Below are 25,901 nucleotides of genomic sequence, written 5' to 3'. Positions count from 1 at the left end.
CGGGACCCCGGATGCCGCGCACGGCCCGACCCCGTCCTACGGCGCCCTGCCCCCTACGACGGGGCGCCCCCGTACGCCGCGTCCTACGGCGCGACCCCGGCCTACGGCGCGACCCCGGCCTACGGCGCGACCCCGGCCTACGGCGCGGCTCCGGTCCAGGGCGCGCCGTCGGCCGAGACGACCGAACAGCTCCCGGCCACAGCCTCCCCGTTCGATCACGCCGTTCACGGCTCCGCCGCTGCCGGCTCCGGCGCCCCCGCGCCGTTCGCCGCCGGAGCCGCCGGGACGGCCGCGCCCCGCCGCGGACCCGGCTGGGGCGGGACCAGCGCCCTCGTGCTCGCCGGGATCTTGCTCTCCAGCGGCCTCACCCTCGGCGGCGTCGTCGCCTATGACCAGCCGCAGGGTGACGAGCCGGTCGCCGCCGCGCAGGACTCGCAGACCTCCGAGGCGCGACCTGCCGCGACCACCACCTCGGAGGACCCGGACTGGGCCGCGATCTCCGAGCAGGTCTCCCCGAGCGCCGTCTCGATCCTCTCCTCCACCGGCTCCGGCACCAGCCAGGGGACCGGTGTGGTCCTCGACGAGGACGGCACGATCCTCACCAACGACCACGTCGCCGGCGACGCCGAGTCCCTGCAGGTCACCACCAGCGACGGACGCGACTTCGCCGCGAGCGTCGTGGGCACCGACCCCTCGACCGACCTCGCCGTGATCCGCCTGGAGGACCCGCCCGAGGACCTGCAACCGGCGACCTTCGCGGACTCCTCCACCGTGGTCGTGGGCCAGCCCGTGATGGCGCTGGGCACCCCGCTCGGCCTCGAGAACACGGTCACCACCGGCATCGTCTCGGCGCTGGACCGGCCGGTCAGCGCCACCGGCGAGGAGACCGACGGCTCCGACACCACGTACACCTCCGCGATCCAGACCGACGCCGCGATCAACCCCGGCAACTCCGGCGGACCGCTCGTGGACGCCGCCGGGCAGGTCATCGGCATCAACACCGCGATCGCCTCGATCCCCAACGAGTCCGGGCAGGCCGGCGGCATCGGACTCGGCTTCGCGATCCCCGCGAACACGGCGATGCTGATCGCCGAGCGGCTCCAGGACGGCGGCACCGTCCAGCACGCCTTCGTCGGCGTGACCACCACCGACGGCACGGCCGACGACGGCGGCGCCGGCTACCGCGGCGCGGAGGTCGTCGCCGTGGAGCCGGGCGACCCCGCGGCGGAGGCGGGACTGGCCGAGGGGGACCTCATCACCGGGATCGACGACACCCCCGTCGGCGGGGCGGGCGCCCTGACCGGCATCGTGCGCGGCCTCGAGGTCGGCTCCACCCACACGCTCGAGCTGGTGCGCGACGGGAAGGTGCAGACGCTCGAGATCACCCTCGCGGCCCGGGAGGGCTGAGCAGGGGAGACCTCGTGCCCGTCCGGCCGTCGCTCGGGCGGCGACGTGGCGGGCGGCGCAGTCGCCCGTCCCGTGCCCTCGGGCGCCGCGCCTGGGACCTCAGGCCTCGGCGTCGCCGCGCAGGGCCCGCGGCATCGGACGGCACTTCGCGAGCGCCTCGGCATGCTCGGAGACCGGGTCGGAGGCCGCGACCAGACCGCCCCCTGCCTGCGGCACCGCGGAGCGCTCACCGGTCAGATGCGCCATCCGCGGCGCGATCGCCCACTGGCCGTCGCCGCTCGCGTCCATCCAGCCCACCGGGGCCGCGTACCCGCCGCGGTCGCGCGGCTCGAGGCGGGCGATGATCTCGTCGGCCTGCTCGCGCGGGGTGCCGGAGACCGCCGCCGAAGGATGCAGGCGCGCGGCGACGTCCAGGCTCGTCACCCCCTCGTGCAGGCGGGCCGAGACGTCCGAGGCGAGATGCTCGAGCCCCGGAAGGCGCAAGACGAACGGCTCCGCGGAGACCTCGATCTCCGCGGCGAGGTCCTGGAGCCGCTCGACCACGGAGTCCACCGCGTAGGCGTGCTCGGAGCGCTCCTTGTGATCGGCGCGGAACGCCCGACGGTCCGCCTCGTCGAGCTCGCCGTCGTCGGCCGCCGGCCGGGACCCTGCCAGCACGCGCGAGAAGACCCGCCCGTCCTCCGTCTGGGCGAGCATCTCCGGGCTCGCGCCGATCACGTCCTCGAGGTGGTACACCCAGGTGCTCGGGTAGGCGCGGGCGAGCCGCGTGAGCGAGCAGGGCGGGGGATAGCGGCTCCGGGGTGCGCACCGAGGTGCGCTCGGAGAGCACGACCTTCTCGGCGGCGCCGGAGCGGATCTCGTCCACGGCCTGCTGGACCCGCGCCTGGTACTCGTCGGGCGTGTGGTCCGCCTCGAGCTCGAGCGGCGCGGCCGCGGGCGCGTCGACGGGGGAGGAGGGGAACAGGTCGCGCCAGGAGGCCGGCGGCTCCGGCTCCTCGTCGATCCCGACGACCGTGAGGAAGGCCTCCCCGTCGTGGACGCCGAGCAAGGCGCGCGGCACCAGCGGCGTCGAGGGGCGCTCGGAGGCGCCCGCGTAGGAGAAGGAGCCCAGCGCGATCAGGCCGCTGGTGCGCACCCGCACCTCGTCGTAGACCCGGGCGCGGGAGGCGAGGTCGCGGAAGGCGGCGCTCGCGGCCGCGAAGCGGTCCGGGCCGGTGGTGCGCACCGACCAGGCCCGGCCCACGGCCACCAGTCCCTGGCCGTGCCGCGACCAGGCGCCGGAGACCCCCGCGGGGACATGGCCCAGCAGGTCCACCGGCTCCTCGATCCGCACGGTGCGCACGAGCGGCGTCGCGGAGGCGGGCGCGGAGAGGTCGGGAAGCGTGAGAGGAGCGGACATCCGTGTCATTATGCGACACCCCCGGGCCGCGGCGCAGTGACCCGCGTCCCGTCCCCGGATGCGTCCTGCGGAGGGGGCGAGGTGCGACCATGGTCCGGCGAGAGACCGCGGGCCCGGCACCGACCGGGCGCCTTCCCCCACCTCCCGAGGAGCATCGCGTGAGCACAGACGGCGACAGCATCACGACGCCCCTGGTGCGCGGGCTCCTCGCGGCGCTGTCCGTGCTCGGGATCGGCCTGGCCGTGGTGGTGGTGCCGGCGCTGGCGGCGCAGGCCGCCGGCACCGCCTCCAGCGCCACCGCGCTGGACGCCGTGCTGATCGCGCTGAACGTCCTGGTGCTCGGGCACGGCGGCGGGGTCGTGCTGAGCACCGGCGTGATCGACGGGGCGGTGACGCTCACCCCCGTCGGCCTGCAGATCCTGCTCGTGCTCCTGGCGCCGCTGTCGCTGCGCCAGGTCGGCCACCGCCTCGAGCTCGTGCGCGGCGACGGCGTGCCGCGCGTCGTCGGGCGCGCGGGATGCGGGCGTCTCCCTCGCCGCCTTCGGCGGGACCCATGCGATCGGTCTCGCCGTGCTCGCCGCGATCGGCCGCGCCGCCGATGCCGCGCCGATGGTGACCTCCGCCGTCGTCTCCGGGGCGCTGGTCGCCATCGGCGGCGGACTGATCGGCCTGCTGTGGTCGCTGCGGCGCGAGCCCACCACGGCGGTGCCGGGCGTGCGGGTGCTCGAGCTCGCTGCCGGCCCCCTACGGCGCGGTCGCCCGCTCCGCGCCGCTGGCGGTGCTGGGCCTGTTCGGCGCCGGGATGCTTGCTGGTGCTGGTCCTGATGCTCACGCACGTGCCGGCCCAGTCCGCGCTCTTCGACCAGCTCGACCCCGGGATCGTCGGCGGCCTGGTGCTCACACTGCTGCGGCTCGCGCTGCCGCCGCCGCTGGCGGTGTGGGCGCTGGTGGTGCCGCTGGGCGGCACGGTCGTGGTGGGCACCTCCACCGGGATCTCCCTCGGCGAGGTCCAGACCGGCGTCTCGCCGGCCCTCCCGATCCTCGGTGCGGCCGCCCGAGCCGGGCGGCCTGCCGGGAGCGACCTGGGCGCTGATGCTGGTGCCCGCGCTCGCCGTCGGCCTCGGCGCCGTCTCCCTGGTGCGGGACGTGGCCGAGCTCGAGCGGCGCGAGCAGATCACGGCCTGGATCGCCTACCCGGTCGTGGTCGTCGTCGCGGTGCTCGCTGCTCGCCGGGCTCACCACCGGCGGGATCGGCGACGGCCGCCTGGTGCACCTCGGTCCCGCCATGGGAACCCTCGTCTTGCCCCTGCTGGGCGTGGTCGTGCTCGCGACCGGGCTCGTGATCGCCGTCCTCGCCACGGACCTCGTGCCGTGGACGCGACGCGACATCGCCTCCCTGCGCGAGCGCGTGGACGCCGCCGAGTCCGCGGAGCGCGGCGAGGGCGCCGACGGCGCCGACGGCGCGAGGGACGAGGTCGCGGACACGGCCGACGACGAGCACTCGTCGGACCTGAACGCCTGGGACGAGGGCGCCGAGGACGGCGACGACCAGGACGAGGATCCCGACGGCGACCGGGACGAGGACGCTCGGGACGGGGACGCCTGGAGCGCGGACGCCGCGGACGATGTCGCTGCCGACCACGCCGACGAGGACCCGACCGAGCCGCCCGCGGACGAGGACCCGCTCAGCCCCCGAGCAGGCCGCTGAGCCAGTCGACCATCGACCCCTGCGCCTCTGAGTCGCAGGCGGTGCGCGACTGCTCCGTGATCGCCGAGGCGCGGCACTCCTCGAGCTCGGCGAGCGGGCCGTAGAACAGGATGCTCAGCGGCGCCCCGGAGATGATCATCAGCGTCGCCGGGACGCCGAGCAGACCCCCGATCACCACCATCGACCAGCGCCGGTCCTTCACCGACTGGACGATCACCGGCACCAGCGAGCACGAGCGCGACCAGCCCGGTCACCCCCGCCAGCAGCGAGAGCGGCGGCGGCATCATCATCAGCGACCACGAGGCGAGCGGCGCGATCGCGAGGGCGCCCACCCGGCGGCGATGGCGCCTCTCCGGGGTGACGTCGGAGCGCGGGGAGGAGTCGGGATCGCTGTTCACCCCACCCATTGTGCCGTGCCCGCGGAAGACGCCGTCGTACGGCCGTCGGGACGGCGTCCCGCACCGCCGCCGCGGCGGGCCCCTGGCTCCACCGCCGCCGCGGGCTCCCGCCCCCTCCGTCTCAGCGGGCCCCCGGCCGCCGCGCACTACCCTGGGACGGTGACCCGCACCCCTGTCGTCGTCCTGATCTCCGGCACCGGCTCGAACCTCGCCGCCCTCCTCGCCGCCGCGGCGGAGGAGGCGTGCCCCTACGAGGTGGTCGCCGTCCTCGCCGACCGCGAGGCCTCCGGCCTCGAGCACGCCCGCGCCGCCGGCATCCCCACCGAGGTGGTGGCCCTGCGCGACCACCCCGACCGCGCCGCCTGGGACCGCGCCCTCACCGCCGCCGTCGCCGCCCACGACCCGCGGCTCGTGGTGCTCGCCGGATTCATGAAGCTCGTCGGCCCCCGCTGCTCGAGTCCTTCGGCGGCCGGATCATCAACACCCACCCCGCCCTGCTCGCCCGCCTTCCCCGGCGCCCACGGCGTGCGCGACGCCCTCGCCCACGGCGTGAAGGTCACCGGCCGCAGCGTGATCGAGGTCGACGCGGGGGTGGACACCGGGCGGATCCTCGCCCAGCGTGCCGTGGACGTGCTCGAGGAGGACACCGAGGAGGCCCTCCACGAGCGGATCAAAGCCGTCGAGCGACCTCTGCTGGTCGAGGTCGTGCGACGCCTCACCGCCGCCCGCTGACGCCTCCGGCCCGCCCCGTCCCGGCGGAAGCACGCGGCACCGTTCCGCTCCCGCCCGCCGGGACCCGCGCCCCGTCTCGCCGATGCCCGTCGGGGCCGGGGCGGGCGCGCGGACCGCTAGGCTGGGCCCCACACGACTGGCGCAGGTGGGGGACCACCGGGGAGTGTTGTGACGTCGGGGGCATCGACCGCCTGGGTGCCCTCCGCAAGCAGATCCGAACAGGAGCACGCCACGTGAGCACCGCAGAACGCCGCCCGATCCGCCGAGCCCTCCTCTCCGTCTTCGACAAGACCGGCATCGTCGACCTCGCCCGCACCCTCGCCGAGCAGGGCGCGGAGATCGTCTCGACCGGCTCCACCGCCTCCACGATCCGCGACGCCGGCATCGCCGTGACCGAGGTCGAGACCGTCACCGGCTTCCCCGAGATGCTCGACGGCCGCGTCAAGACCCTCCACCCGCGCGTGCACGGCGGGATCCTCGCCGACCAGCGCCTGGAGTCCCACCGCGACCAGCTCGCCGAGCACGACATCGCCCCCTTCGACCTCGTGGTCGTGAACCTCTACCCCTTCGCCGAGACCGTCGCCGCCGGCGGCGCTTCGCCGAGATCATCGAGAAGATCGACGTGGGCGGCCCGACCATGGTGCGCGGCGCCGCGAAGAACTTCGCCTCCGTCGCCGTGGTCGTGGACCCCGAGGGCTACCCGATCGCGGCCGAGGCCGCGGAGGAGGGCGGCTTCACCCTCGCCGAGCGCCAGGAGCTCGCCACCATCGCCTTCACCCGCACCGCCGAGTACGACGAGGCGATCAGCGACTGGATGCTCGGCCAGCTCGCCGAGGACGACGCGGCCGCAGAGGCCGCGGTCGAGACCGACGCGGACGAGATCCCCTCGATCCTCGACCTCTCCGACGCGGACGCCGCCGAGCTCGGCATCACCGCGACCCTCCGCTACGGCGAGAACCCCCACCAGCGGGCCCGCCTCGCCGTCACCGACGAGACCGCCCCCGGCATCGCGGGCGCCGAGCGACTCGGCGGCAAGGCCATGAGCTACAACAACTACGTCGACGCCGACGCCGCGGTGCGCGCCGCCCACGACCACGCCCGCCCCGCCGTCGCGGTGGTCAAGCACAACAACCCCTGCGGCGTCGCCGTGGTCGACGAGGGCCAGGACATCGCCCTCGCCCACGCCCGCGCCCACGGCACCGACCCCGTCTCCGCCTACGGCGGCGTGATCGCCGCGAACCGCACGGTCACCCTCGCCATGGCCCAGCAGGTCAAGCCGATCTTCACCGAGGTGATCCTCGCCCCCGGCTACGAGGACCAGGCCCTCGAGCCGCTGCGCACCAAGAAGAACCTCCGCATCCTGAAGCTCGAGGGGGAGTACTCCCGCGGCGTCGAGATGCGCGAGATCTGGGGCGGCATGCTGATCCAGGACGCGGACCGCATCGACGCAGGCGGCGACGCCCCCGCCGGCTGGACGCTCGCCGCGGGCGAGGCGGCCGACGAGGCGACCCTCGCCGACCTCGAGTTCGCCTGGCGCGCGGTGCGCGCCGTGAAGTCCAACGCGATCCTCCTGGCCGCGGACGGCGCCGCCGTCGGCATCGGCATGGGCCAGGTCAACCGCCTGGACTCCTGCCGCCTGGCCGTCTCCCGCGCCAACAGCCTCGGCGAGCACGCCGAGGGAGAGGCCGCGCCGGAGCGGGCCCGCGGCGCGGTCGCCGCCTCGGACGCCTTCTTCCCCTTCGCCGACGGGGTGCAGATCCTGCTGGACGCCGGCGTGCGCGCGATCGTCCAGCCCGGCGGCTCGATCCGCGACGACGAGGTGATCGAGGCGTGCCGTGCCGCGGGCGTCACGCTCTACCTCACCGGCACCCGCCACTTCGCCCACTGACCGCCCGGCACCGCCCGTCCGCGCCGCCCGGCCCGGACGGGCGGCGCCGCCCCGCCCTGCCCGCGTCGGCCTGCGCCGATCCCGGGCGGGGCTCCCCGACGGCGGAGGACCTCTGTTCACCTCCGGTCCATCCGTGACCTCTAAACTTGGGCGCATCCACCAGCGAGCGCCGAAGGAGTGACCGTGAAGATCCCCGACAACCAGAGCCTGCGCGAGTACATCGAGCACCTGCGCGAGGAGGGGTACTCGGTCCAGGACGGCCACACCCCGGACCCGGACCTGATCGACCCTCAGGGGAACCCGGTCTACACCTGGCAGGAGGGGTACCCGTACGAGACCCGGATGGACCGGGAGGAGTACGAGCCGCAGAAGTACCAGCTCCAGGTCGAGCCGCTGAAGTTCCAGTACTGGCTCGAGGACAACGACCAGAAGGCCGTCATCATCTTCGAGGGGCGCGACGCGGCCGGCAAGGGCGGCACGATCAAGCGCTTCACCGAGCACCTCAACCCGCGCACCGCCCGCGTCGTCGCACTGAACAAGCCCAGCGACCGCGAGCGCGGCCAGTGGTACTTCCAGCGCTACGTCCAGCACCTGCCCACCGAGGGCGAGATGGTGCTCTTCGACCGCTCCTGGTACAACCGCGCCGGAGTCGAGCGGGTGATGGGCTTCGCGACCCCCGAGCAGTACGAGACCTTCATGAACCAGGTCCCCCACTTCGAGCGGATGCTGGTGGACTCCGGCATCCACCTCACCAAGTTCTGGTTCTCCGTCTCGCAGAAGGAGCGACGCACCCGCTTCGCGATCCGGCGCCTGGACCCGGTGCGGCGCTGGAAGCTCTCCCCGATGGACCTCGAGTCGCTGGACCGCTGGGAGGCGTACACCGAGGCCAAGGAGGAGATGTTCCGCCGCACGGACAAGAAGTACGCGCCGTGGACGATCATCCGCTCCAACGACAAGAAGCGCGCCCGCCTGAACGCGATGCGCTACTTCCTCTCCCAGTTCGAGTACGAGGACAAGGACCACGAGGTCGTGGGCGACCCGGACCCGAAGCTGGTCATGCGCGGCAAGATGGAGGAGGCCGACGAGTGAGCCGCTGACGGCGCCGCTCGTGCGACGGGCCGGTCACCCCGGGGGGGTGACCGGCCCGTCAGCTCTCCGGTGCGGCTCAGAAGTCCAGGCGCTCCGTCGGCGGCGGCGCCACCTCGCCCGAGTCGGGCTCTTCCGGCGCGGCGGCCGGCTCCGGCTCCTCGTCGAGCGCCGGGATGGTGCCGGTGGCCGTCGCCCGGTGCGGCGAGGTCATCGAGGCGGGGGAGAGCGGCCCGGCCAGACGTGCCTCGTCCAGCAGGCCGCGCTCGAGCACCAGGTCCCGGACCGGACGGCCCGTCGCCAGCGCCTCCTCCGCGACCTCCGTCGCGGCCGCGTACCCGATCACCGGCACCAGCGCCGTGACCACCCCGATCGAGCGGTGCAGATAGTCCTCCAGCACCTCCTCGTTCAGGGTGATCCCGGCGACGCAGCGGTCGGCGAGGGTGTTCATCGCCCGGGTCATGATCTGCGTGGACTCGAGGATGTTGAAGGCGATCACCGGCTCGAACACGTTCAGCTGCAGCTGACCGCCCTCGGCCGCGAAGGTCACCGAGAGATCGTTGCCGATCACCTCGTAGGCGACCTGGTTGACGACCTCCGGAATCACCGGGTTCACCTTGCCTGGCATGATCGAGTCGCCCGGCCGCACGGCCGGCAGGTTGATCTCGTGCAGGCCGGCACGCGGCCCGGAGCTCAGCAGGCGCAGGTCGTTGCAGATCTTCGAGATCTTCACCGCGATGCGCTTGAGGATCCCGGAGAAGGTCACGAAGGCGCCGGTGTCGCTGGTGGCCTCGACCAGGTCGGCGGAGACCACGAAGGGCACCCCCGTCAGCTCGGCGAGCTCGGCCGTGGCCATCGCCGCATAGCGCGGATCGGACGTGATGCCGGTGCCGATCGCCGTCGCGCCGAGGTTGATCTCCTGGAACAGCGTCGCGGTGCGGGTGAGGCGCTGGACGTCCTCCTCGATCGTGGTGGCCCAGGCGTGGAACTCCTGGCCCACGGTCATCGGGACGGCGTCCTGCGGCTGGGTGCGTCCCATCTTCAGGACCGAGGAGAACTCCTCGCCCTTGGCGCGCAGGGTGGAGATCAGGTGGTCCATCGACTCGGCCAGCGCAGGGAAGGACAGCATGATCGTCAGCCGGATCGCCGTGGGGTAGACGTCGTTGGTGGACTGGCCGAGGTTGACGTGGTTGTTGGGGTGCGACCGGTCGTACTGCCCCTTCTCGTGCCCCAGGATCTCCAGCGCGCGGTTGGCGATCACCTCGTTCGCGTTCATGTTCGTGCTGGTGCCGGCCCCGCCCTGGATCATGTCCACGATGAAGTGCTCGTGGAGGGCGCCGCCGATGATCTCCTCGCAGGCGCGGTCGATCGCGGCGAAGCGCTCGTCGTCGAGCGCCCCCAGGCGATGGTTGGCGCGGGCGGCGGCGCGCTTGACCTGGGCGAGGGCCTCGATCATCCGGGGGAAGTCTTTGCAGCCACCCCCGTGATGTGGAAGTTCTCCTTCGCACGCAGGGTCTGGACGCCGTAGTAGGCATCGGCTGGGACGTCGCGGTCTCCGAGCAGGTCGTGCTCACGGCGGGTGCCGGTCGACGTCGCACCGGGGCTGGTCATCGTGGGATCCTCCGGATGTCGCTGTGGCCGACGGCTCTGCCGGCCCCTGCCAGGGTAGCGGGGCGGGGACCGTACGATGGCCGGGTGCGCGCGCCCCGATCCCCCCACACGCTCCGCGCCGCCTTCCGGCGGCAGACGGTGCTCGCCCTCACCCTGCCCGCGCTCGCGCTGATCGTCCTGATCGGGGCGACGCTGTCGGCGCCGCTGGCCGGCGTGCTCCTGGCGGCCCTGCTGCTGGTCCTCGCGCTGATGCGGGCCCTGCGCCGGTGCGGGCGGTCGGCGCGCTCGCCGTCCGCTCCCGCGGCCTCGACGTCGCGGTGCTTGCTCGCTCTCGCGCTCGGCATCGCGGTGCTGAGCACCTCGCCGAACCTCTGACCCGAAGCGCTCCGGGAGGGCCCGTCGGGGTGTGAGCTTCGTCGGCCCGCCGGCGGGAGCGGGGCCCGCCCGCGGTGTGGGACGATCTGTGCGTGCCCACCGACTCCGCCCGGCTCCATGCCGTGTTCGACCTCGCGATGAGGATCGGGGAGGGCCTGCTCACCAACGGTGCCGCCGCCTCGGAGGTCACCGCGACGGTGCTTGCGGGTGACCAGCTCGTCCGGCCTGCGCAACGTCTCCGTGCAGGTCACCTTCAACGAGGTCACGATCTCCTATCTCGCCGACGAGTCCGCGACCCCGTTCACGAGGGTCCGCTCGGCAGGGGAGCGGACCCAGGACTTCGCGCGCCTGGCCGCCTTCGAGGACATCTCCCACCAGTACCTCTCCGGGGAGTCGCCGCTGGACGAGGCCCGGCACCGGGCCGCCGCGGTCCCGCGCCGCCAGCCGCTGTACCGGCTCGTGCTCGTGGTCGCGGGCTTCGCGGTGATGGGCGGCGCGGCCGCGCTCAGCTTCGGCGCCGGCGACCTCGTCGTGGTCGCCGCGACCCTCGCCGCCGGGTCGCTGATCGCGGCGGCCGAGCCGCTGGCCCGGTGGAGCATCCCGCCGTTCTACAGCCAGGCGCTCGGCGGGCTCGTCGCCGTCGCCGCGGCGATCGGGGTCAGCGCGATCGACCCCACCCAGAACTCCTCGATCGTCGTGGTCTCGTGCCTGATCGTGCGGCTCGCGGGGCTCTCCTCGATCAGCGCCGTGCAGGACGCGGTGACGGGCTGGTACATCACCGCCGCGGGACGCATGCTCGAGACGCTCATGCTCACCGTCGGCATCGTGGTGGGCGTGCGCGCCGGGCCGCTCGCGGCCGACGCGATCGGCGCGGACATCTCCGTGACCGCGTCGATGCCGCTGTCGATCACGACGGCGCTGGTGGTGCTGATCTCGGGGCTCGGCATGGGGCTCGGCTACGGCGTCGGCACCCAGACCCCGCCCCGGTCGCGCTGCTGATGGCCGCGCTGGTCGCCGCCGGCTCGGGCCTCGTCTCGCACCTGATCACCGGGACGCTGAACGACCGCACCGTCGCCGTCGGCGTCGCCGCCTTCCTCACCGGCCTGGTCGCGACCGCGCTCGCCGACCGGGTGCGCGCCCCTCCCTCGCCTTCGTCATGGCCGGGGTGATCCCGCTGGTGCCCGGCGACCGGATCTACCGCGGCCTGCTCGGGCCGCAGGACGACCTCTCGGTGGGCATCTCCGAGTCGCTCGAGGCGGCGCAGGTCGCGATCGCGATCGCCGCGGGCGTCGTGCTCGGCCAGCTCATCTCCTCGCGGATCATGCCCTACTTCCGCCGCGGCGGCATCGCCTACACCCCGGCGATCTCCTCGCCCTTCACCACCATGCGCCGTCGCCGTCTCTCGCTCGGCACGCGGTCGATGCGGCGTCGTCGCGGCACTCCGGTGATCGAGCCGTCTACGATGACCGGAGAGATGACGGCGCTGTCACCGGCTCTGTTCGAGGACGCGGACCTGCTCGACGACCTCGAGCCCCCCGCGGATCTCGTGGACCGCGACCGCGGGGAGCGCCGCGACGAGGACGAGGAGGTCCCATGACCGAGAACGCACTGCTGGCCGTCGCCGGCTACTCCACCAGCGGCACCGGCCGCGGCCGCGGCATCGAGCCGCTGGCCCTGCGGTCCGACGGGCAGGGCCTCGCCGTCGAGCGTCGTGCCGCCGTCGACCTGCCCGACCCCTCCTTCGTGCTGTGGAGCGAGGACGGCACCCTGCTCGCACGCGGTGCTCGAGACCGAGCCGACGCGGGTGGTCACCGTGCGCGTGGACGAGGACGGGGCGCGGGCGGAGGTCGTCGCGGACCTCGCGCTGGACGGGGCGGGCGGTCGCCACCTCGCCCACGGCAGCGACGGCCGCTCCCTCGTGATCGCCCAGTACGGCTCCGGCTCCGTGGCGACGGTGGGCCTGGACGAGGAGGGCCTGCCCACCGCGCAGATCGACGTCGACGACCACCACGAGCTGACCGACGGCATCGCGGAGACGGCGCCGCACCCGCACCAGGTCGTGGCGCCGCCCGGCACCGAGGCCCTCGCCGTCCCCGACCTCGGCCTGGACCGCGTCGCTGCTGTACCGCCAGGGCGCCGGCGGCATGATCGACATCGCCGGGGAGATCTCGCTGAGCCGGGGGAACGGGCCGCGCCACCTCGTGGCCGACCACGAGTCCGAGCAGATCCACATCGCCTGCGAGCGCTCCGGCATGGTCGCCACCGCCGTGCGCGCCCACGAGACCTCGCCCCGCTCCGTCCCCGCTGTCATGCCGCAGGCGCCGCGCCGCTGGGCCGTGCGCTCGATGATGCCGGCCAGCGGCGGCGAGTCCGCCGCCGCGCTCTCCCACATCGAGCTCGTCGCCGACGAGTCAGCGCCGCTGGTCGCCAATCGCGGGCCCGACACCCTCTCGCTGCTCTCCCTCGACGCGATGCGGCCGCGGCGCGTGGCCGAGGTCGAGGTGGGCGCGCACCCGCGTCACTTCACCCAGTGGGGTGACCTGGTGCTGGTCGCCGCGCAGGAGAGCGACCGGATCGACGTCTTGCGCCGTCGCGGCGAGGAGCTCTCGCGGGTCGGGGAGCCGATCCCCGCGCCGTCGGTCGCGTGCCTCGCGGTGCGTCCTGTGGCCTGAGGACCGCGTCCCGGGAGCGGTCTCCCCGGACGCGGGTGAGCGGCTCCGCAGCGGACCTGTTGCCGACGGTGGCCGCGAGACGGATAGACTCACCGGCGCCCTACCGGTCGGCCGGTGGGTTCCGTCGTGCCCTCGCCCCGTCCTGGAAGGACCCTTCCCGATGACCGCGCCGCTGACTCCCGCACCGCTCCCGCTCGGCAGGGAGCGGTGCTCTCGGCCGCACCGGAGCGCTCCGCGCCCGCCGATCGCGCCGCCGAGAGGTTCGAGCGGTCCTTCGGCTACGTGCCCGACGGGGTCTGGTCCGCGCCGGGCCGCGTCAACATCATCGGTGAGCACGTCGACTACCAGGACGGCCTCTGCCTGCCGATGGCGATCTCGCACCGCTGCTTCGCCGCCGCCGCCCGCACCCCCACCTCGCGGGTGCGTCTGCGCTCCGCCCAGGACGACCTCGAGCTCGACCTCGACGCGTCCGCGCTCGAGCCCGGCGCGGTCGAGGGCTGGCCCGCCTACGTCGCCGGCGTGCTCTGGGCGCCGCGCCCCTTCATCTCCGGCGCCGTCACCCAGGGCATGGACGTCCTCATCGACGGGCAGGTCCCGCTCGGGGCGGGCCTGTCCAGCTCGGCCGCGCTCGAGTGCGCCGCCGCCGAGGCGATCGAGTCGCTGCTGACCCTGGGCACCACGCCGCTGGACCGGGTGCGCGCCGCGATCACCGCCGAGACCGACTTCGCCGGCGCCTCCACGGGCGGGCTCGACCAGTCCGCCTCGGTCCTCTCCCGTGAGGGCCACGCCCTGTTCCTGGACTGCCGGGACTTCTCCACCCGCGCGGTGCCGTGGGACCTCGCCTCCCAGGGCCTCGCCCTGCTCATCACCGACACCCGCGCCGAACACTCCCATGTCGACGGGGAGTACACGGCGCGCCGCGCCGACAGCGAGCGCGCCGCCGACTCGCTCGGCGTGCCGACCCTGCGCGACGCCGATCCCGCCCGGCTCGAGGAGCTCCTGGCGAGCATCGACGACGAGGTCGTGCGCCGCCGCGCCCGCCATGTGATCACCGAGATCCAGCGCGTGCAGGAGTTCGACGCGCCGCTCGCCGAGGGGACGGTGCGCGCGCACGTCACGGAGCTCGGCGCGCCGCTGAACGCCTCCCACGACTCGCTGCGCGAGGACTACGAGGTGACGGTGCCGCGGCTCGACCTCGCCGTGGACACCGCCCGCGAGGCCGGTGCGCACGGCGCTCGCATGACCGGCGGCGGCTTCGGCGGCTCGACCATCGCGCTGGTGGAGGCGGAGCAGGCGCAGTCGATCGCCGAGGCCATCGCCGCCGCCTTCGCCGCGGCCGGCTTCACCGCCCCGGAGTTCTTCCTGGCACTGCCCTCGGAGGGCGCCGGCCAGGACCGCTGAGCCGCGACGCCGGAAGCACCGGCGGACGACGTCTTTCCGCCGTCGGTGCCTCCCCGCCGTCGGTGCCTCCCCGCCGTCGGCGCGGCACCGTCGTCAGCGCGTCGCGTCGCCGGGCGCGGGGGCCGCGAGCCAGTCCCGCACCCCCGCGAGGAGCCGGGAGCGGACCGGTGCGGGAGCGGCCGAGAGACGGATCGAGGAGGCGGCGAGGTCGGCGAGCTCGACGTCGTCCAGCCCGATCCGCCGCGCGGTCTCGTACTGGTCCAGCGACCGGGAGCCGAACAGCGGCGGGTCGTCGGCGCCGAGCGCGATCTGCGCCCCGGCCTCGATCAGCCGGCGCAGAGGCACGTCCTCGGCGTGCTCGAGCACCCCGAGGGAGGCGTTCGAGGCCGGGCAGAGCTCGAACCCGATCCCGGCGCCACCACCTGCTCCAGCAGCTGCGGGTCCTCGGCGGCGCGCACCCCGTGGCCCAGCCGGTCCGGTCGCAGGTGCTCGACGACCTCCCGCACGTGCGCGGGCCCCAGCGACTCCCCGCCGTGCGGCACCGCCAGCGACCCGGCCTCCCGCGCGATGCGGAAGGCGGGGGCGAAGTCCTCGGTGTCACCGCGCCGCTCGTCGTTGGAGAGCCCGAAGCCGATCACCCGGCCGGCGGCGCGCCGCGAGCCGGGCCAGGGTGCGGGCGTCCAGCGGATGCCGAGTGCGGGAGGCGGCCACCACGATCCCGACGCTGACCCCGGTCTCCGTCTCGGAGCGCTCGGCCTGGTCCAGCACGATCTCGACCGCGGGGGTGATCCCGCCGACGAAGGGCGCATAGCTGGTCGGGTCCACCTGCGGCTCGAGCCGGCCCGAGCCCTCGGCGGCGTCGTCGACCACCGCCTCATGGAGCAGACGCCGCATCGCCGACTCCGAGTCGACGACCGCGCGGGCGGTGTCGTACTGGCGCTGGAAGCGGAACCATCCGCGCCGGTCCGGCTCGACCTGCAGTGCCACGTCGTCGGTGAGGGAGCGGGGCAGTCGCATGCCCCGCTCCGCCGCCAGCTCCCACAGCGTCGTCGGACGCATCGAGCCGGTGAAGTGCAGGTGCAGATGCGCCTTGGGCAGGGTCCGCAGGTCGCGGCCCGATCCGGCGGGGGAGGGGCTCATCCCGCCAGGAGCGCGGCCACCCGGTCGATGCCCTCGACGATGTCCTCGTCCCCGAGGGCGTAGGAGAAGCGCAGGTGGCCGGGGGCGCCGAAGGCCTCGCCCGGCACCGCGGCGACCTCCGCCTCCTCGAGGATCACGGTTGCGAGCTCGGTCGAGCCGCTCACCTTCCGGCCGCGGATCTCCCGGCCCAGCACCTGCGAGACGTCGGGGAAGACGTAGAACGCGCCGGTGGGCGTCGGCACGGTGAAGCCGTCGATCGCGGAGAGCTTCTCGACGATCAGCCGCCGACGCCGGTCGAAGGCGAGGCGCATCTCCTCGACGGGCTCCTTCGGCCCCTTCAGCGCCGCGAGCGCCGCCCGCTGGGCGATGTTGTTGACGTGGGAGGTGAGATGGGACTGCAGGTTCGAGGCCGCCTTGATGACGTCGAGGGGGCCCACCATCCAGCCCACCCGCCAGCCGGTCATCGCGAAGGACTTCGCCACGCCGCCGAGCAGGATCGTGGTGTCGGCGAGCTCGGGGACGGCCTTCAGCACCGAGGTGAAGGGCATGTCGCCGTAGGTGAGGGACTGGTAGATCTCGTCGGTGATCACCCACAGCCCGTGCTCGAGCGCCCAGCGGCCGATCTCCTCGACCTGCTCGGGGAGAGCACCGCGCCGGTCGGGTTCGAGGGGGAGCACAGCACCAGGGCGCGGGTGCGGTCGGTGCGGGCGGCCTCGAGCCGCGCGACCGTGGGGACGTAGCCCTGGTCGGCGCCGGCGAGGACGGGGACCTCGGCCGCGCCGGACTGGCGGATCGCCTCGGGGTAGGTGGTCCAGTACGGGGCGGGCAGCGAGCACCTCGTCGCCCGGGTCCAGCACGGTCGCGAAGGCCTGGAACACGGCCTGCTTGCCGCCGTTGGTCACCAGCACCTGGGCCGGATCGATCTCGAGCGACGTCGTGGCCGAGACCGACGCGGCGAGGGCCTCGCGCGACTCGGGAAGGCCGGCGGTCGCGGAGTAGCGGTGGTTGCGCGGATCGCGCGCGGCCTCCACGGCGGCGTCCACGATGTGCGCGGGGGTGGGGAAGTCCGGCTCTCCGGCGCCGAAGCCGATGACGGGCCGTCCGGCGGCCTTGAGCGCCTTGGCGGTCGCGTCGACCGCGAGGGTCGCGGAGGGCTCGATCGCGCCGATGCGCTGCGAGATGCGGGAACGGGAGGCGGGAGTGCGTGCGTCGTCGGTGGTCACCCGACTATCGTGACAGAGCTCGCCCCGCGCCGCCAGGATGGACGCCCCTTGGGAACGGGGGCGGGCCGGGACTCGCCGAGGCTCCGGAATGTGACGTGATCCGGGTCGATTCGCACGAGTCCCCGTCGGCTTGTATGCTGGTCGCTGGTCAGAATCGCTCAGGCTTCTCCGGGCACGTCCCGGGACCGGGCGAGGCGACCGCACGGGGCTCGTCCCCGTGAAGGGCAGTGGCGCAATTGGTAGCGCAGCGGTCTCCAAAACCGCAGGTTGCAGGTTCGAGCCCTGTCTGCCCTGCCGGTCCGGCCGGGGTCACCCGGCCGGATGCGGATGACCTCGACGAGATCGGATAGCTCCCTGTGAACTCCAGCCAGAACGCCCCGTCGGCACCGCGCACCGGTGACGTCCAGGGCTCCGGGTCGAAGAACCCGCTCCTGGCGATCGGTCTGTTCATCCGTCAGGTGATCGCCGAGTCGCGCAAGGTGGTCGTCCCCAGCAGGCGCGAGCTGGTCCTGTACTCGATCACGGTGCCGCTGTTCGTCGCCTTCATGATCCTGCTGATCTTCGGGCTCGACGCGGCCTTCAGCTGGATCTCGCGGATCGCCTTCACGGTCCCCGACGTGTGAGCGGGCGCCTGATCCGCACCTCGCACAGCCCTGTGACCGACCAGTCCACCGCAGCCAGGAAGGCAGGTTCCCGCCGATGAGCGAGACGACCTCTACCCCCGACAAGTCCTTCGACGACGTCGACGACACCCTCTCCTTCTCCGCCTCGGCCCCGACCGGCCAGGCCGCGGGCGAGGACGTCGCCGCCGAGGAGACCGCGGCCGAGGACGCCGAGCTCGACGCGGAGCTCTCCGACGACGACGCGCCGGCTGGCGACGAGAGCGCCGAGGCGCCCGTCGACCACGCCGACGAGCCCGCCGAAGCCGACGACTCCGACGAGCCGGCCGGCGCCGACGAGGCCCCGGCCGCCGAGGACGCCCCCGCGGCCGAGGAGGCCGAGGAGGACCCGGTCCAGCAGGCGCGCATGCACCTGCGCTCCGCGGCCGGCGAGTGGTACGTCATCCACTCCTACTCCGGGCACGAGAACCGCGTGAAGACCCAGCTCGCCACGCGCACCGAGACCATGGACATGGAGGAGTTCATCTTCGAGGTCCAGGTCCCGATGGAGGACGCGACCGAGGTCAAGAACGGCCAGAAGAAGATCGTCCGCCGCGTGCGCATCCCCGGCTACGTGCTGGTGCGCATGGACCTGACCACCGAGTCCTGGCGCGTCGTGCGCGACACCCCCGGCGTGACCGGCTTCGTCGGCAACGCGACCGAGCCCACCCCGCTCACCTTCGACGAGATCTTCTCGATGCTCGCGCCGTCCGTCGGCCTTCCCGAGAAGAAGCGCTCCTCCGGCTCGTCCGGCTCCTCCTCGAAGCCCGCGGCCGCGCAGAAGGTGCCCGACTTCCAGGTCGGCGAGTCCGTCACCGTCATGGACGGCCCCTTCGAGACCATGCCGGCCACGATCTCCGAGATCCACGCCGAGGCCCAGAAGCCGCAGGTGCTCGTGTCGATCTTCGGCCGCGAGACCCCGGTCGAGCTCGGCTTCGACCAGGTCGCGAAGATCTGACCAGCCGGTCCGCCTCGTGCGGGCCCTCGGACGCGCGGCCCCTCGCCCGCGTCCGCCCCGAATCCCCGCGGCGCGTCCGGCTCCGGCCGGGCGGGCTCCCCGGTGGGGGAGTACGACCGAGATCACGCACGATCGAGGTCGACGCCGCCGCGACGTGCAGGTAACGTCGCATCCCGGATCCGTGTCCGCCTCGTGCGAGCGCGGGTCCAGCAGTGGGAGGAGCGCGTGATGAGCTCCGCCCGGACCACACCACAGTAAGGAAGAGCAATGGCTCCCAAGAAGAAGATCGCGAGCATCATCAAGCTCCAGATCCAGGCCGGCCAGGCCACCCCTGCGCCGCCCGTGGGTCCCGCGCTCGGCGCCGCCGGCGTGAACATGATGGAGTTCGTGAAGGCCTACAACGATCGCACCGCCGATCAGCGTGGCAACATCATCCCCGTCGAGATCACGGTCTACGAGGACCGCTCGTTCACCTTCATCACGAAGACCCCGCCGGCCGCGGAGCTCATCAAGAAGGCCGCCGGCCTCCAGAAGGGCTCGGCCGTGCCGCACACCGACAAGGTCGGCAAGATCACCCAGGCTCAGGTCCGCGAGATCGCGGAGACCAAGATGCCTGATCTGAACGCGAACGACATCGAGGCCGCGGCGAAGATCGTCGAGGGCACCGCTCGTTCCATGGGCATCACGGTGGAGGGCTGAGAACGATGGCATTCCGTAGCAAGGCTTACAAGAACGGCGCCGCTCTGATCGAAGAGGGCCGCACCTACTCCCCGCTCGACGCGCGCGCCTCGCGCAGAAGTCCAGCCCGGCGAAGTTCGACGCCTCCGTCGAGGTCTCGATGCGTCTCGGCGTCGATCCCCGCAAGGCGGACCAGATGGTGCGCGGCACCGTCAACCTGCCCAACGGCACCGGCAAGACCGCGCGCGTCATCGTCTTCGCGTCCGGCGCGCAGGCCGAGGCCGCTCTCGCGGCGGGCGCCGACGAGGTCGGCGACGACGACCTGATCGAGAAGGTCGCCGGCGGCTGGACCGATTTCGACGCGGCCGTCGCCACCCCGAACCTGATGGGCAAGGTCGGCAAGCTGGGCCGCGTGCTCGGCCCCCGCGGCCTCATGCCGAACCCCAAGACCGGCACCGTGACCATGGACGTCACCAAGGCCGTGAACGACATCAAGGGCGGCAAGATCGAGTTCCGCACCGACCGTGCGGCGAACCTGCACTACATCGTCGGCAAGGTCTCCTTCTCCGACAAGCGGCTCGTCGAGAACTACGTCGCGGCGCTGGACGAGATCCTCCGTCTCAAGCCGTCCGCGTCCAAGGGCCGCTACATCACGAAGATCACCGTGTCCACCACCATGGGTCCCGGCATCCCGGTCGACGTGAACCGCACCCGCAACCTCCTCGAGGACACCGACGAGGCCTGAGCCTCCTCACCTCCTCGCATCACGGCGCCCCGCCCACCGCTCAGGTGGGCGGGGCGCCGTGCTGTGTCGGGCGCCGCGCCTGGGGGCTCTTCGACGATCCGTACCAGGGAAGTGGAGCGGATCGTCGAACAGCTCCGCCCCGGTCCGCTTCGCGAGGCGCCCCCCGCACCGCAGCGGAGCCGGCAGGTGAATTGATCGACGTCCGGTACCGCTTCGCTGGTACTTCTCGTCGAACAAGTGCGCCGAGGGTCGCGCGGTACGGAGAGCCGGTGGCGCCGCCGGTCGCCTCGAGCCGCGCGCTCTCGGCGCCCACCACCCGACGCCCCCCGCCGTCCGCCCGCTGCCCGTCGCCCGTCGCCGGACTGTGACGGAGACCGCCGCCCGCACCGTGGCGCGCACACCCGTCCCTGCACTACTCTGGACCTACCGAAGACCGCCGGTCGTCGCCCTCCACCCGGAGAGCGACCGAAGAAGTCCCCACGGGACGGCCTGCGCAGGTGAACGAACGCGACCCGCACGGTCGCGCCCTCCGAGGAGCAGCTGCTCCCGGGGAGCCGGATCGTGCGTGCTGGCCTCGACACCTGCGTGTCGAGGCCTTTTCCTGTTCCAGGGCCCTTCACCCGGTGGCGAGAGACCTCTGGAAGGAGGGCCATGGCGAATCCCGAGAAGGTGGACGCCGTCGCGGAGATCGCGGACATGTTCCGTGAGTCCGACGCCGCCGTCATCACCGAGTATCGCGGGCTCAGCGTGGGGGAGCTCAAGGAGCTCCGTCGTGCGCTGGGTTCCGAGACGACCTACGCCGTGGTGAAGAACACGCTCACGGAGATCGCCGCCCGCGAGGCCGGCATCGACGTGTTCGACGGCACGCTCAGCGGGCCGACCGCGATCGCCTTCATCAAGGGCGAGCCGGTGGAGCCTGCGAAGGCTCTGCGTGACTTCGCCAAGACCCACGAGAACCTCGTGGTCAAGTCCGGCTACTTCGAGGGCAAGTCGCTCTCGCAGGAGGACGTCCAGAAGCTCGCGGACCTCGAGTCCCGCGAGGTCCTGCTGGCCAAGGCCGCCGGCGCCATGAAGGCGTCGATGTCCAAGGCCGCCGCAGTGTTCGCTGCACCGCTGTCCAAGACGGCGCGCACCGTGGACGCGGCGCGGGCCAAGCAGGAAGCCGCCTGAGCCTTCCGGCTCACAGGCTTCCGCACCACAGCCACAGCGCTGTCCCCCGGTCGCCCCGTCGGAGCATCCGGATCGCAAGACCCGGCGCGTGAGCGCCGCTCAACACCGCAGGGACGCAGGTCCCGCCTACAGGAAGGAACGCCCTCATGGCGAAGCTCAGCAACGACGAGCTCATCGAAGCTTTCAAGGAGATGTCCCTCATCGAGCTCTCCGAGTTCGTGAAGCAGTTCGAGGACGTCTTCGACGTCACCGCCGCCGCCCCCGTGGCCGTCGCCGGTGCCGCTCCCGCCGCCGGTGGTGGCGAGGCCGCCGCCGAGGAGGAGAAGACCGAGTTCGACGTCATCCTCGAGTCGGCCGGCTCCGCGAAGATCGCCGTCATCAAGGAGGTGCGCGGCCTGACCTCCCTCGGTCTGAAGGAGGCCAAGGCGCTCGTCGACGAGGCCCCCAAGCCCGTCCTCGAGGGTGTCAAGCAGGAGGACGCCGAGGCCGCCAAGGCGAAGCTCGAGGAGGCCGGCGCGACCGTCTCCGTCAAGTGATCTCCGGCGCACGCCCCGGCGTGCGCCTCACCTGACGGCAGTCGCACTGCCCCTGGAAGGGCCGTCCCGCATCGCGCGGGGCGGCCCTTCCGCATGTCTGCAGCGGGGAGCGGCGCGCACGGGCGCAATCCGGGCCCGCGCCCGGCCGGCTCTCGGGCCCCCGGCATCGGGGCGCGCGCCGACACGATCCCTGCGCGAGGCTCCGAGGAATCGCCTCTGACATGGCCCGACACCCCGCCGCGGGCCCCGCCTGCTTGACTGCGGGACGATTTCCGTCCACACTTTTTCCCGTACGGGGCTGATCCTGCCGCATGCGCCCGGTGTGATGACACCGCCGGGCCGGTCGAGACAGACGGGCAGGACGCGCCGACGAGAACCCCGCGCCAGGCATATAGCGGCCGACGCGGATGGAGGAGCCCTTTCGGGGGCCTTGTCTCCATCCGCGATTTTGTGTATGCTCGGTCCTTGCGCTGTGCGTCCCCCGTGGGTTCCGTCGACTGACCTCGACGCCGTTCTCTCCACTTCCTGACGGGTGTTCGCCGCGCCTGGGATTCCGTCATCGGCCTGTGGAAGGACCCCCCTTTGGTCGCCTCGAGCACCGATCGCACCACCGACATCGCACTTCGCACCGCCTCCCCTCGCGTCACCTTCGCGAAGCTCGGCGACCCCCTCGAGGTCCCGGATCTGCTGAGTCTGCAGACCACCTCGTTCGACTGGTTGCTGGGCAACGAGCGCTGGCAGGAGCGTGCGGCCGAGGCCGCCGCCGCCGGCCGTGAGGACGTGCCGCAGACCTCCGGTCTCGCGGACATCCTCGAGGAGATCTCCCCGATCGAGGACTTCGCCGGCAACATGTCGCTGTCGTTCCGCGACCACACCTTCGACGACCCGAAGTACACGGTCGAGGAGTGCAAGGAGAAGGACCTCACCTACGCGGCTCCGCTGTACGTCATCGCGGAGTTCATGAACAACGAGACCGGTGAGATCAAGACCCAGACGGTCTTCATGGGCGAGTTCCCGCTCATGACCGACAAGGGCACCTTCATCATCAACGGCACCGAGCGCGTCGTCGTCTCGCAGCTCGTCCGCTCCCCGGGCGTGTACTTCGAGGAGTCGATCGACAAGACCTCGGACAAGCACATCTTCTCCGCCAAGGTCATCCCCTCGCGCGGCGCCTGGCTCGAGTTCGAGGTCGACAAGCGCGACCAGGTCGGCGTGCGCATCGACCGCAAGCGCAAGCAGTCCGTCACGACCCTGCTGCAGGCCCTCGGCATGTCCCACAGCGACATCCTCGAGGAGTTCGGCGAGTTCGAGTCGATGCGCTCCACCCTCGAGAAGGACCGCATCGCCTCCCAGGACGAGGCCCTCATCGACATCTACCGCAAGCGGCGTCCGGGCGAGCCGCCCACGCGCGATGCGGGCGAGGCGATGCTGAACAACCTCTACTTCAACGCCAAGCGCTACGACCTGGCGAAGGTCGGCCGCTACAAGATCGGCAAGAAGCTCGGCCTCGAGGGCGACCTCTCCGAGTCGACCCTGCGCCTGCAGGACATCGTCGCGACCATCAAGTACATCGTCGCCCTGCACGACGGCGTCTCCGAGTACACGAGCGTCGACGACCGTCCGGTGCGCGTCGAGACCGACGACATCGACCACTTCGGCAACCGTCGCATCCGCGCCGTCGGCGAGCTCATCCAGAACCAGGTCCGTACGGGCCTGTCCCGCATGGAGCGCGTCGTCCGCGAGCGCATGACCACGCAGGACGTCGAGGCGATCACCCCGCTGACGCTGATCAACATCCGTCCGGTCACCGCGGCGATCAAGGAGTTCTTCGGAACCTCCCAGCTCTCGCAGTTCATGGACCAGAACAACCCGCTGTCGGGCCTGACGCACAAGCGGCGCCTCTCGGCGCTGGGCCCGGGCGGCCTCTCCCGCGACCGCGCGGGCATGGAGGTCCGTGACGTCCACCCGAGCCACTACGGCCGCATGTGCCCGATCGAGACCCCCGAGGGTCCGAACATCGGCCTGATCGGCTCGCTGGCGACCTTCGCCCGCATCAACCCCTTCGGCTTCGTGGAGACCCCGTACCGCAAGGTCGTCGACTCCGTCGTGACCGACGAGATCGTCTACCTCACCGCGGACGACGAGGATCGCCACATCATCGCCCAGGCGAACGCGAAGATCGATGAGGACGGCCACTTCCTCGCCGACGAGGTGCTCGTGCGCCTCCCCGGCGGCGAGCCCGACCTCGTGCCGATCTCGGACGTGGACTACATGGACGTCTCCGCACGTCAGATGGTCTCCGTCGCGACCGCGATGATCCCCTTCCTCGAGCACGACGACGCCAACCGTGCGCTCATGGGCTCGAACATGCGGCGCCAGGCCGTGCCGCTGCTCCGTTCCGAGATGCCGCTGGTCGGCACCGGCATGGAGCGTCGCGCCGCGGTGGACGCGGGCGACGTGGTCGTCGCGCAGAAGGGCGGCGTCATCGAGGAGCTCTCGGCGGACCTCATCATGGTCATGGCCGACGACGGCACCCGTCAGACCTACCCGATCGGGAAGTTCCAGCGCTCCAACGCCGGCAACTCCTACAACCAGCGAGTCCTCTTCGACGAGGGCGACCGCGTCGAGGCCGGCTCCATCCTGGCCGACGGCCCCTCGACCGACCAGGGCGAGCTCGCCATCGGCAAGAACCTGCTGGTCGCGTTCATGTCCTGGGAGGGTCACAACTACGAGGACGGCATCATCCTGTCCTCGCGCATGGTCCAGGACGACGTCCTCACCTCGATCCACATCGAGGAGCACGAGGTCGACGCCCGCGACACCAAGCTCGGCAAGGAGGAGATCACCCGGGACATCCCGAACGTCGGCGACGACGTGCTGGCCGATCTCGACGAGCGCGGCATCATCCGCATCGGCGCCGAGGTCGAGCCGGGCGACATCCTGGTCGGCAAGGTGACCCCGAAGGGCGAGACCGAGCTGACCCCGGAGGAGCGCCTGCTGCGCGCGATCTTCGGCGAGAAGGCCCGTGAGGTGCGCGACACCTCGCTGCGCGTCCCGCACGGCGAGTCCGGCACCGTCATCGGCGTGCGCGTCTTCACCGACGACGAGGACGGGGACATCCTCCCCACCGGCGTCAACGAGATGGTGCGCGTCTACGTGGCCCAGAAGCGCAAGATCACCGACGGCGACAAGCTCGCCGGCCGTCACGGCAACAAGGGCGTCATCGCGAAGATCCTGCCGGTCGAGGACATGCCGTTCCTGGAGGACGGCACCCCGATCGACATCATCCTCAACCCGATGGGCGTGCCCGGCCGAATGAACATCGGTCAGGTCATGGAGACCCACCTCGGCTGGGTCGCGAAGTCCGGCTGGGAGCTCGACCCCGAGGACCCGACCGCCGCGGACCTGCCCGAGGCCGCGGCGCACGGCGAGCCCGGCACCCCGGTCGCGGTCCCGGTCTTCGACGGCCTCACCGCCGACGAGGTCACCGGCCTGATCGCCAACCACCTGCCCAACCGCGACGGCGAGCGGATGGTCAAGGAGAACGGCAAGGCGCGGCTGTTCGACGGCCGCTCCGGCGAGCCGTTCCCGGACCCGATCTCCGTGGGCTACATGTACATGCTGAAGCTCCACCACCTGGTGGACGACAAGCCGCACGCCCGCTCGACCGGTCCGTACTCGATGATCACGCAGCGCCCGCTGGGCGGTAAGGCCCAGTTCGGCGGCCAGCGCTTCGGCGAGATGGAGGTGTGGGCCCTGGAGGCCTACGGCGCCGCCTACGCCCTGCAGGAGCCGCTGACCATCAAGTCCGACGACATCTCGGGCCGCGTGAAGGTGTACGAGGCGATCGTCAAGGGCGAGAACATCCCCGAGCCCGGTATCCCGGAGTCCTTCCGCGTCCTGCTCAAGGAGATGCAGTCGCTGTGCCTGAACGTGGAGGTGCTGTCCAGCGACGGCACCGCCCAGGAGGTCCAGGAGAGCGACGAGGAGGTCTTCCGCGCCGCGGAGGAGCTCGGCATCGACCTGTCCCGCCGGCCCCACGAGGGCGTCGGCTCCATCGAAGAGGTCTGACGGACGGGGGACCGGGAGGTCCCGTCGGCCGCCCCGCGCCGCCG

Annotated in this window: 20 protein-coding genes, 1 tRNA gene, 6 pseudogenes and 1 riboswitch; of the genes and pseudogenes, 22 read left to right on the top strand and 5 right to left on the bottom strand. The window is 72.5% G+C overall.

Going from position 1 to position 25,901, the window contains the following annotated elements; translation table 11 throughout:
* Window positions 1-333 precede the first annotated feature (333 nt).
* Complete coding sequence (locus WKH84_RS08180; protein ID WP_341856255.1) at window positions 334-1,407, top strand: trypsin-like peptidase domain-containing protein; 1,074 nt, start codon at window positions 334-336, stop codon at window positions 1,405-1,407.
* 99 nt (window positions 1,408-1,506) lie between these two features.
* Here the strand turns inward: WKH84_RS08180 and WKH84_RS08175 are convergent, their stop codons facing one another.
* The gene (locus tag WKH84_RS08175; RefSeq protein WP_341856254.1) at window positions 1,507-2,142 is read right to left on the bottom strand and encodes a chorismate-binding protein; all 636 of its coding nucleotides are present in this window, start codon (window positions 2,140-2,142) and stop codon (window positions 1,507-1,509) included.
* A 65-nt stretch (window positions 2,143-2,207) separates the two neighbouring features.
* On the opposite strand from WKH84_RS08175, the gene WKH84_RS08170 reads away from it, so the two are divergent.
* The 3 genes from WKH84_RS08170 to WKH84_RS08160 all read left to right on the top strand — a co-directional run bounded on the left by WKH84_RS08170 (window position 2,208) and on the right by WKH84_RS08160 (window position 4,514).
* Window positions 2,208-2,504 carry a hypothetical protein gene (locus WKH84_RS08170; protein WP_341856253.1) on the top strand — a complete coding sequence of 99 codons (297 nt, stop codon included), beginning with the start codon at window positions 2,208-2,210 and terminating at the stop codon, window positions 2,502-2,504.
* Window positions 2,505-2,964: 460 nt separating this feature from the next.
* Window positions 2,965-4,149, top strand: coding sequence for a DUF6350 family protein (locus WKH84_RS08165; RefSeq protein ID WP_341856252.1), 1,185 nt, complete (start codon window positions 2,965-2,967; stop codon window positions 4,147-4,149).
* Window positions 4,107-4,514 (top strand): hypothetical protein, encoded by a 408-nt coding sequence (locus tag WKH84_RS08160; protein WP_341856251.1) that lies wholly within the window; start codon window positions 4,107-4,109, stop codon window positions 4,512-4,514. Before WKH84_RS08165 ends, WKH84_RS08160 begins: the two co-directional genes overlap by 43 nt.
* Here the strand turns inward: WKH84_RS08160 and WKH84_RS08155 are convergent.
* Entirely contained in the window at window positions 4,492-4,731 is a 240-nt protein-coding gene (locus WKH84_RS08155; RefSeq protein ID WP_341856250.1) for a hypothetical protein, read from the bottom strand. The two genes, WKH84_RS08160 and WKH84_RS08155, sit on opposite strands and share 23 nt — an antisense overlap.
* 340 nt (window positions 4,732-5,071) lie before the next feature.
* On the opposite strand from WKH84_RS08155, the gene purN reads away from it, so the two are divergent.
* The 3 genes and pseudogenes from purN (at window position 5,072) to ppk2 (ending at window position 8,621) form a co-directional block, all read left to right on the top strand.
* A complete protein-coding gene (gene purN / locus WKH84_RS08150; protein ID WP_341856249.1) occupies window positions 5,072-5,644 on the top strand; it encodes a phosphoribosylglycinamide formyltransferase in 573 nt (190 codons plus the stop codon).
* A 122-nt stretch (window positions 5,645-5,766) separates the two neighbouring features.
* A riboswitch (ZMP/ZTP riboswitch) is annotated at window positions 5,767-5,848 on the top strand.
* 29 nt (window positions 5,849-5,877) lie between these two features.
* Window positions 5,878-7,532, top strand: a pseudogene (purH, locus tag WKH84_RS08145) (bifunctional phosphoribosylaminoimidazolecarboxamide formyltransferase/IMP cyclohydrolase).
* Window positions 7,533-7,715: 183 nt separating this feature from the next.
* Window positions 7,716-8,621 (top strand): polyphosphate kinase 2, encoded by a 906-nt coding sequence (gene ppk2, locus WKH84_RS08140; RefSeq protein WP_341856248.1) that lies wholly within the window; start codon window positions 7,716-7,718, stop codon window positions 8,619-8,621.
* A 76-nt stretch (window positions 8,622-8,697) separates the two neighbouring features.
* Here ppk2 and WKH84_RS08135 read toward each other — a convergent pair.
* A pseudogene (locus WKH84_RS08135) lies at window positions 8,698-10,229 on the bottom strand (aspartate ammonia-lyase).
* Between the two features lie 84 nt (window positions 10,230-10,313).
* On the opposite strand from WKH84_RS08135, the gene WKH84_RS08130 reads away from it, so the two are divergent.
* From WKH84_RS08130 to galK, 7 genes and pseudogenes are all read left to right on the top strand, one after another.
* Window positions 10,314-10,604 (top strand): DUF3017 domain-containing protein, encoded by a 291-nt coding sequence (locus WKH84_RS08130; RefSeq protein ID WP_341856247.1) that lies wholly within the window; start codon window positions 10,314-10,316, stop codon window positions 10,602-10,604.
* A gap of 207 nt (window positions 10,605-10,811) precedes the next feature.
* A complete protein-coding gene (locus WKH84_RS08125) occupies window positions 10,812-11,603 on the top strand; it encodes a threonine/serine exporter family protein (protein ID WP_341856246.1) in 792 nt (263 codons plus the stop codon).
* Window positions 11,603-11,773, top strand: coding sequence for a hypothetical protein (locus tag WKH84_RS08120; RefSeq protein WP_341856245.1), 171 nt, complete (start codon window positions 11,603-11,605; stop codon window positions 11,771-11,773). Before WKH84_RS08125 ends, WKH84_RS08120 begins: the two co-directional genes overlap by 1 nt.
* A complete protein-coding gene (locus WKH84_RS08115; RefSeq protein WP_341856244.1) occupies window positions 11,761-12,201 on the top strand; it encodes a threonine/serine exporter family protein in 441 nt (146 codons plus the stop codon). The genes WKH84_RS08120 and WKH84_RS08115 overlap by 13 nt, the downstream gene beginning before the upstream one ends.
* Window positions 12,202-12,315: 114 nt before the next feature.
* A pseudogene (locus tag WKH84_RS08110) lies at window positions 12,316-12,663 on the top strand (beta-propeller fold lactonase family protein); the annotation flags it as partial.
* A gap of 85 nt (window positions 12,664-12,748) precedes the next feature.
* On the top strand, window positions 12,749-13,276 hold the full coding sequence (locus tag WKH84_RS08105) for a beta-propeller fold lactonase family protein (RefSeq protein WP_341856243.1): 528 nt from the start codon (window positions 12,749-12,751) through the stop codon (window positions 13,274-13,276).
* A gap of 207 nt (window positions 13,277-13,483) precedes the next feature.
* Window positions 13,484-14,677, top strand: coding sequence for a galactokinase (gene galK, locus WKH84_RS08100; protein WP_341856819.1), 1,194 nt, complete (start codon window positions 13,484-13,486; stop codon window positions 14,675-14,677).
* 93 nt (window positions 14,678-14,770) lie between these two features.
* Here galK and WKH84_RS08095 read toward each other — a convergent pair.
* A pseudogene (locus tag WKH84_RS08095) lies at window positions 14,771-15,817 on the bottom strand (adenosine deaminase).
* Window positions 15,814-17,040, bottom strand: a pseudogene (locus tag WKH84_RS08090) (pyridoxal phosphate-dependent aminotransferase). Before WKH84_RS08090 ends, WKH84_RS08095 begins: the two co-directional pseudogenes overlap by 4 nt.
* Before the next feature lie 221 nt (window positions 17,041-17,261).
* Between WKH84_RS08090 and WKH84_RS08085 the strand changes: the two are divergent.
* From WKH84_RS08085 to rpoB, 8 genes and pseudogenes are all read left to right on the top strand, one after another.
* Window positions 17,262-17,334: transfer RNA gene (locus WKH84_RS08085), tRNA-Trp, on the top strand.
* 62 nt (window positions 17,335-17,396) lie between these two features.
* Window positions 17,397-17,663, top strand: a complete 267-nt coding sequence (secE, locus tag WKH84_RS08080; protein WP_341856242.1) for a preprotein translocase subunit SecE — start codon at window positions 17,397-17,399, stop codon at window positions 17,661-17,663.
* A 76-nt stretch (window positions 17,664-17,739) separates the two neighbouring features.
* Window positions 17,740-18,657 (top strand): transcription termination/antitermination protein NusG, encoded by a 918-nt coding sequence (gene nusG, locus WKH84_RS08075; RefSeq protein WP_341856241.1) that lies wholly within the window; start codon window positions 17,740-17,742, stop codon window positions 18,655-18,657.
* A gap of 267 nt (window positions 18,658-18,924) precedes the next feature.
* Window positions 18,925-19,356 (top strand): 50S ribosomal protein L11, encoded by a 432-nt coding sequence (gene rplK / locus WKH84_RS08070; RefSeq protein ID WP_010550349.1) that lies wholly within the window; start codon window positions 18,925-18,927, stop codon window positions 19,354-19,356.
* Between the two features lie 5 nt (window positions 19,357-19,361).
* Window positions 19,362-20,080: pseudogene (rplA, locus tag WKH84_RS08065) on the top strand (50S ribosomal protein L1).
* Window positions 20,081-20,731: 651 nt separating this feature from the next.
* Window positions 20,732-21,250 carry a 50S ribosomal protein L10 gene (gene rplJ / locus WKH84_RS08060; RefSeq protein ID WP_341856240.1) on the top strand — a complete coding sequence of 173 codons (519 nt, stop codon included), beginning with the start codon at window positions 20,732-20,734 and terminating at the stop codon, window positions 21,248-21,250.
* 146 nt (window positions 21,251-21,396) lie between these two features.
* Window positions 21,397-21,786 (top strand): 50S ribosomal protein L7/L12, encoded by a 390-nt coding sequence (rplL, locus tag WKH84_RS08055; protein WP_062947591.1) that lies wholly within the window; start codon window positions 21,397-21,399, stop codon window positions 21,784-21,786.
* Window positions 21,787-22,368: 582 nt separating this feature from the next.
* A complete protein-coding gene (gene rpoB / locus WKH84_RS08050) occupies window positions 22,369-25,857 on the top strand; it encodes a DNA-directed RNA polymerase subunit beta (RefSeq protein WP_341856239.1) in 3,489 nt (1,162 codons plus the stop codon).
* Window positions 25,858-25,901 lie beyond the last annotated feature (44 nt).

It is taken from the genome of Brachybacterium sp. GPGPB12 (assembly GCF_038396325.1).
In the GTDB taxonomy this organism is placed as follows: domain Bacteria; phylum Actinomycetota; class Actinomycetes; order Actinomycetales; family Dermabacteraceae; genus Brachybacterium; species Brachybacterium conglomeratum.
Note: the sequence above shows the minus strand (reverse complement) of the source record. Positions and strands in the feature narration are given on the sequence as shown.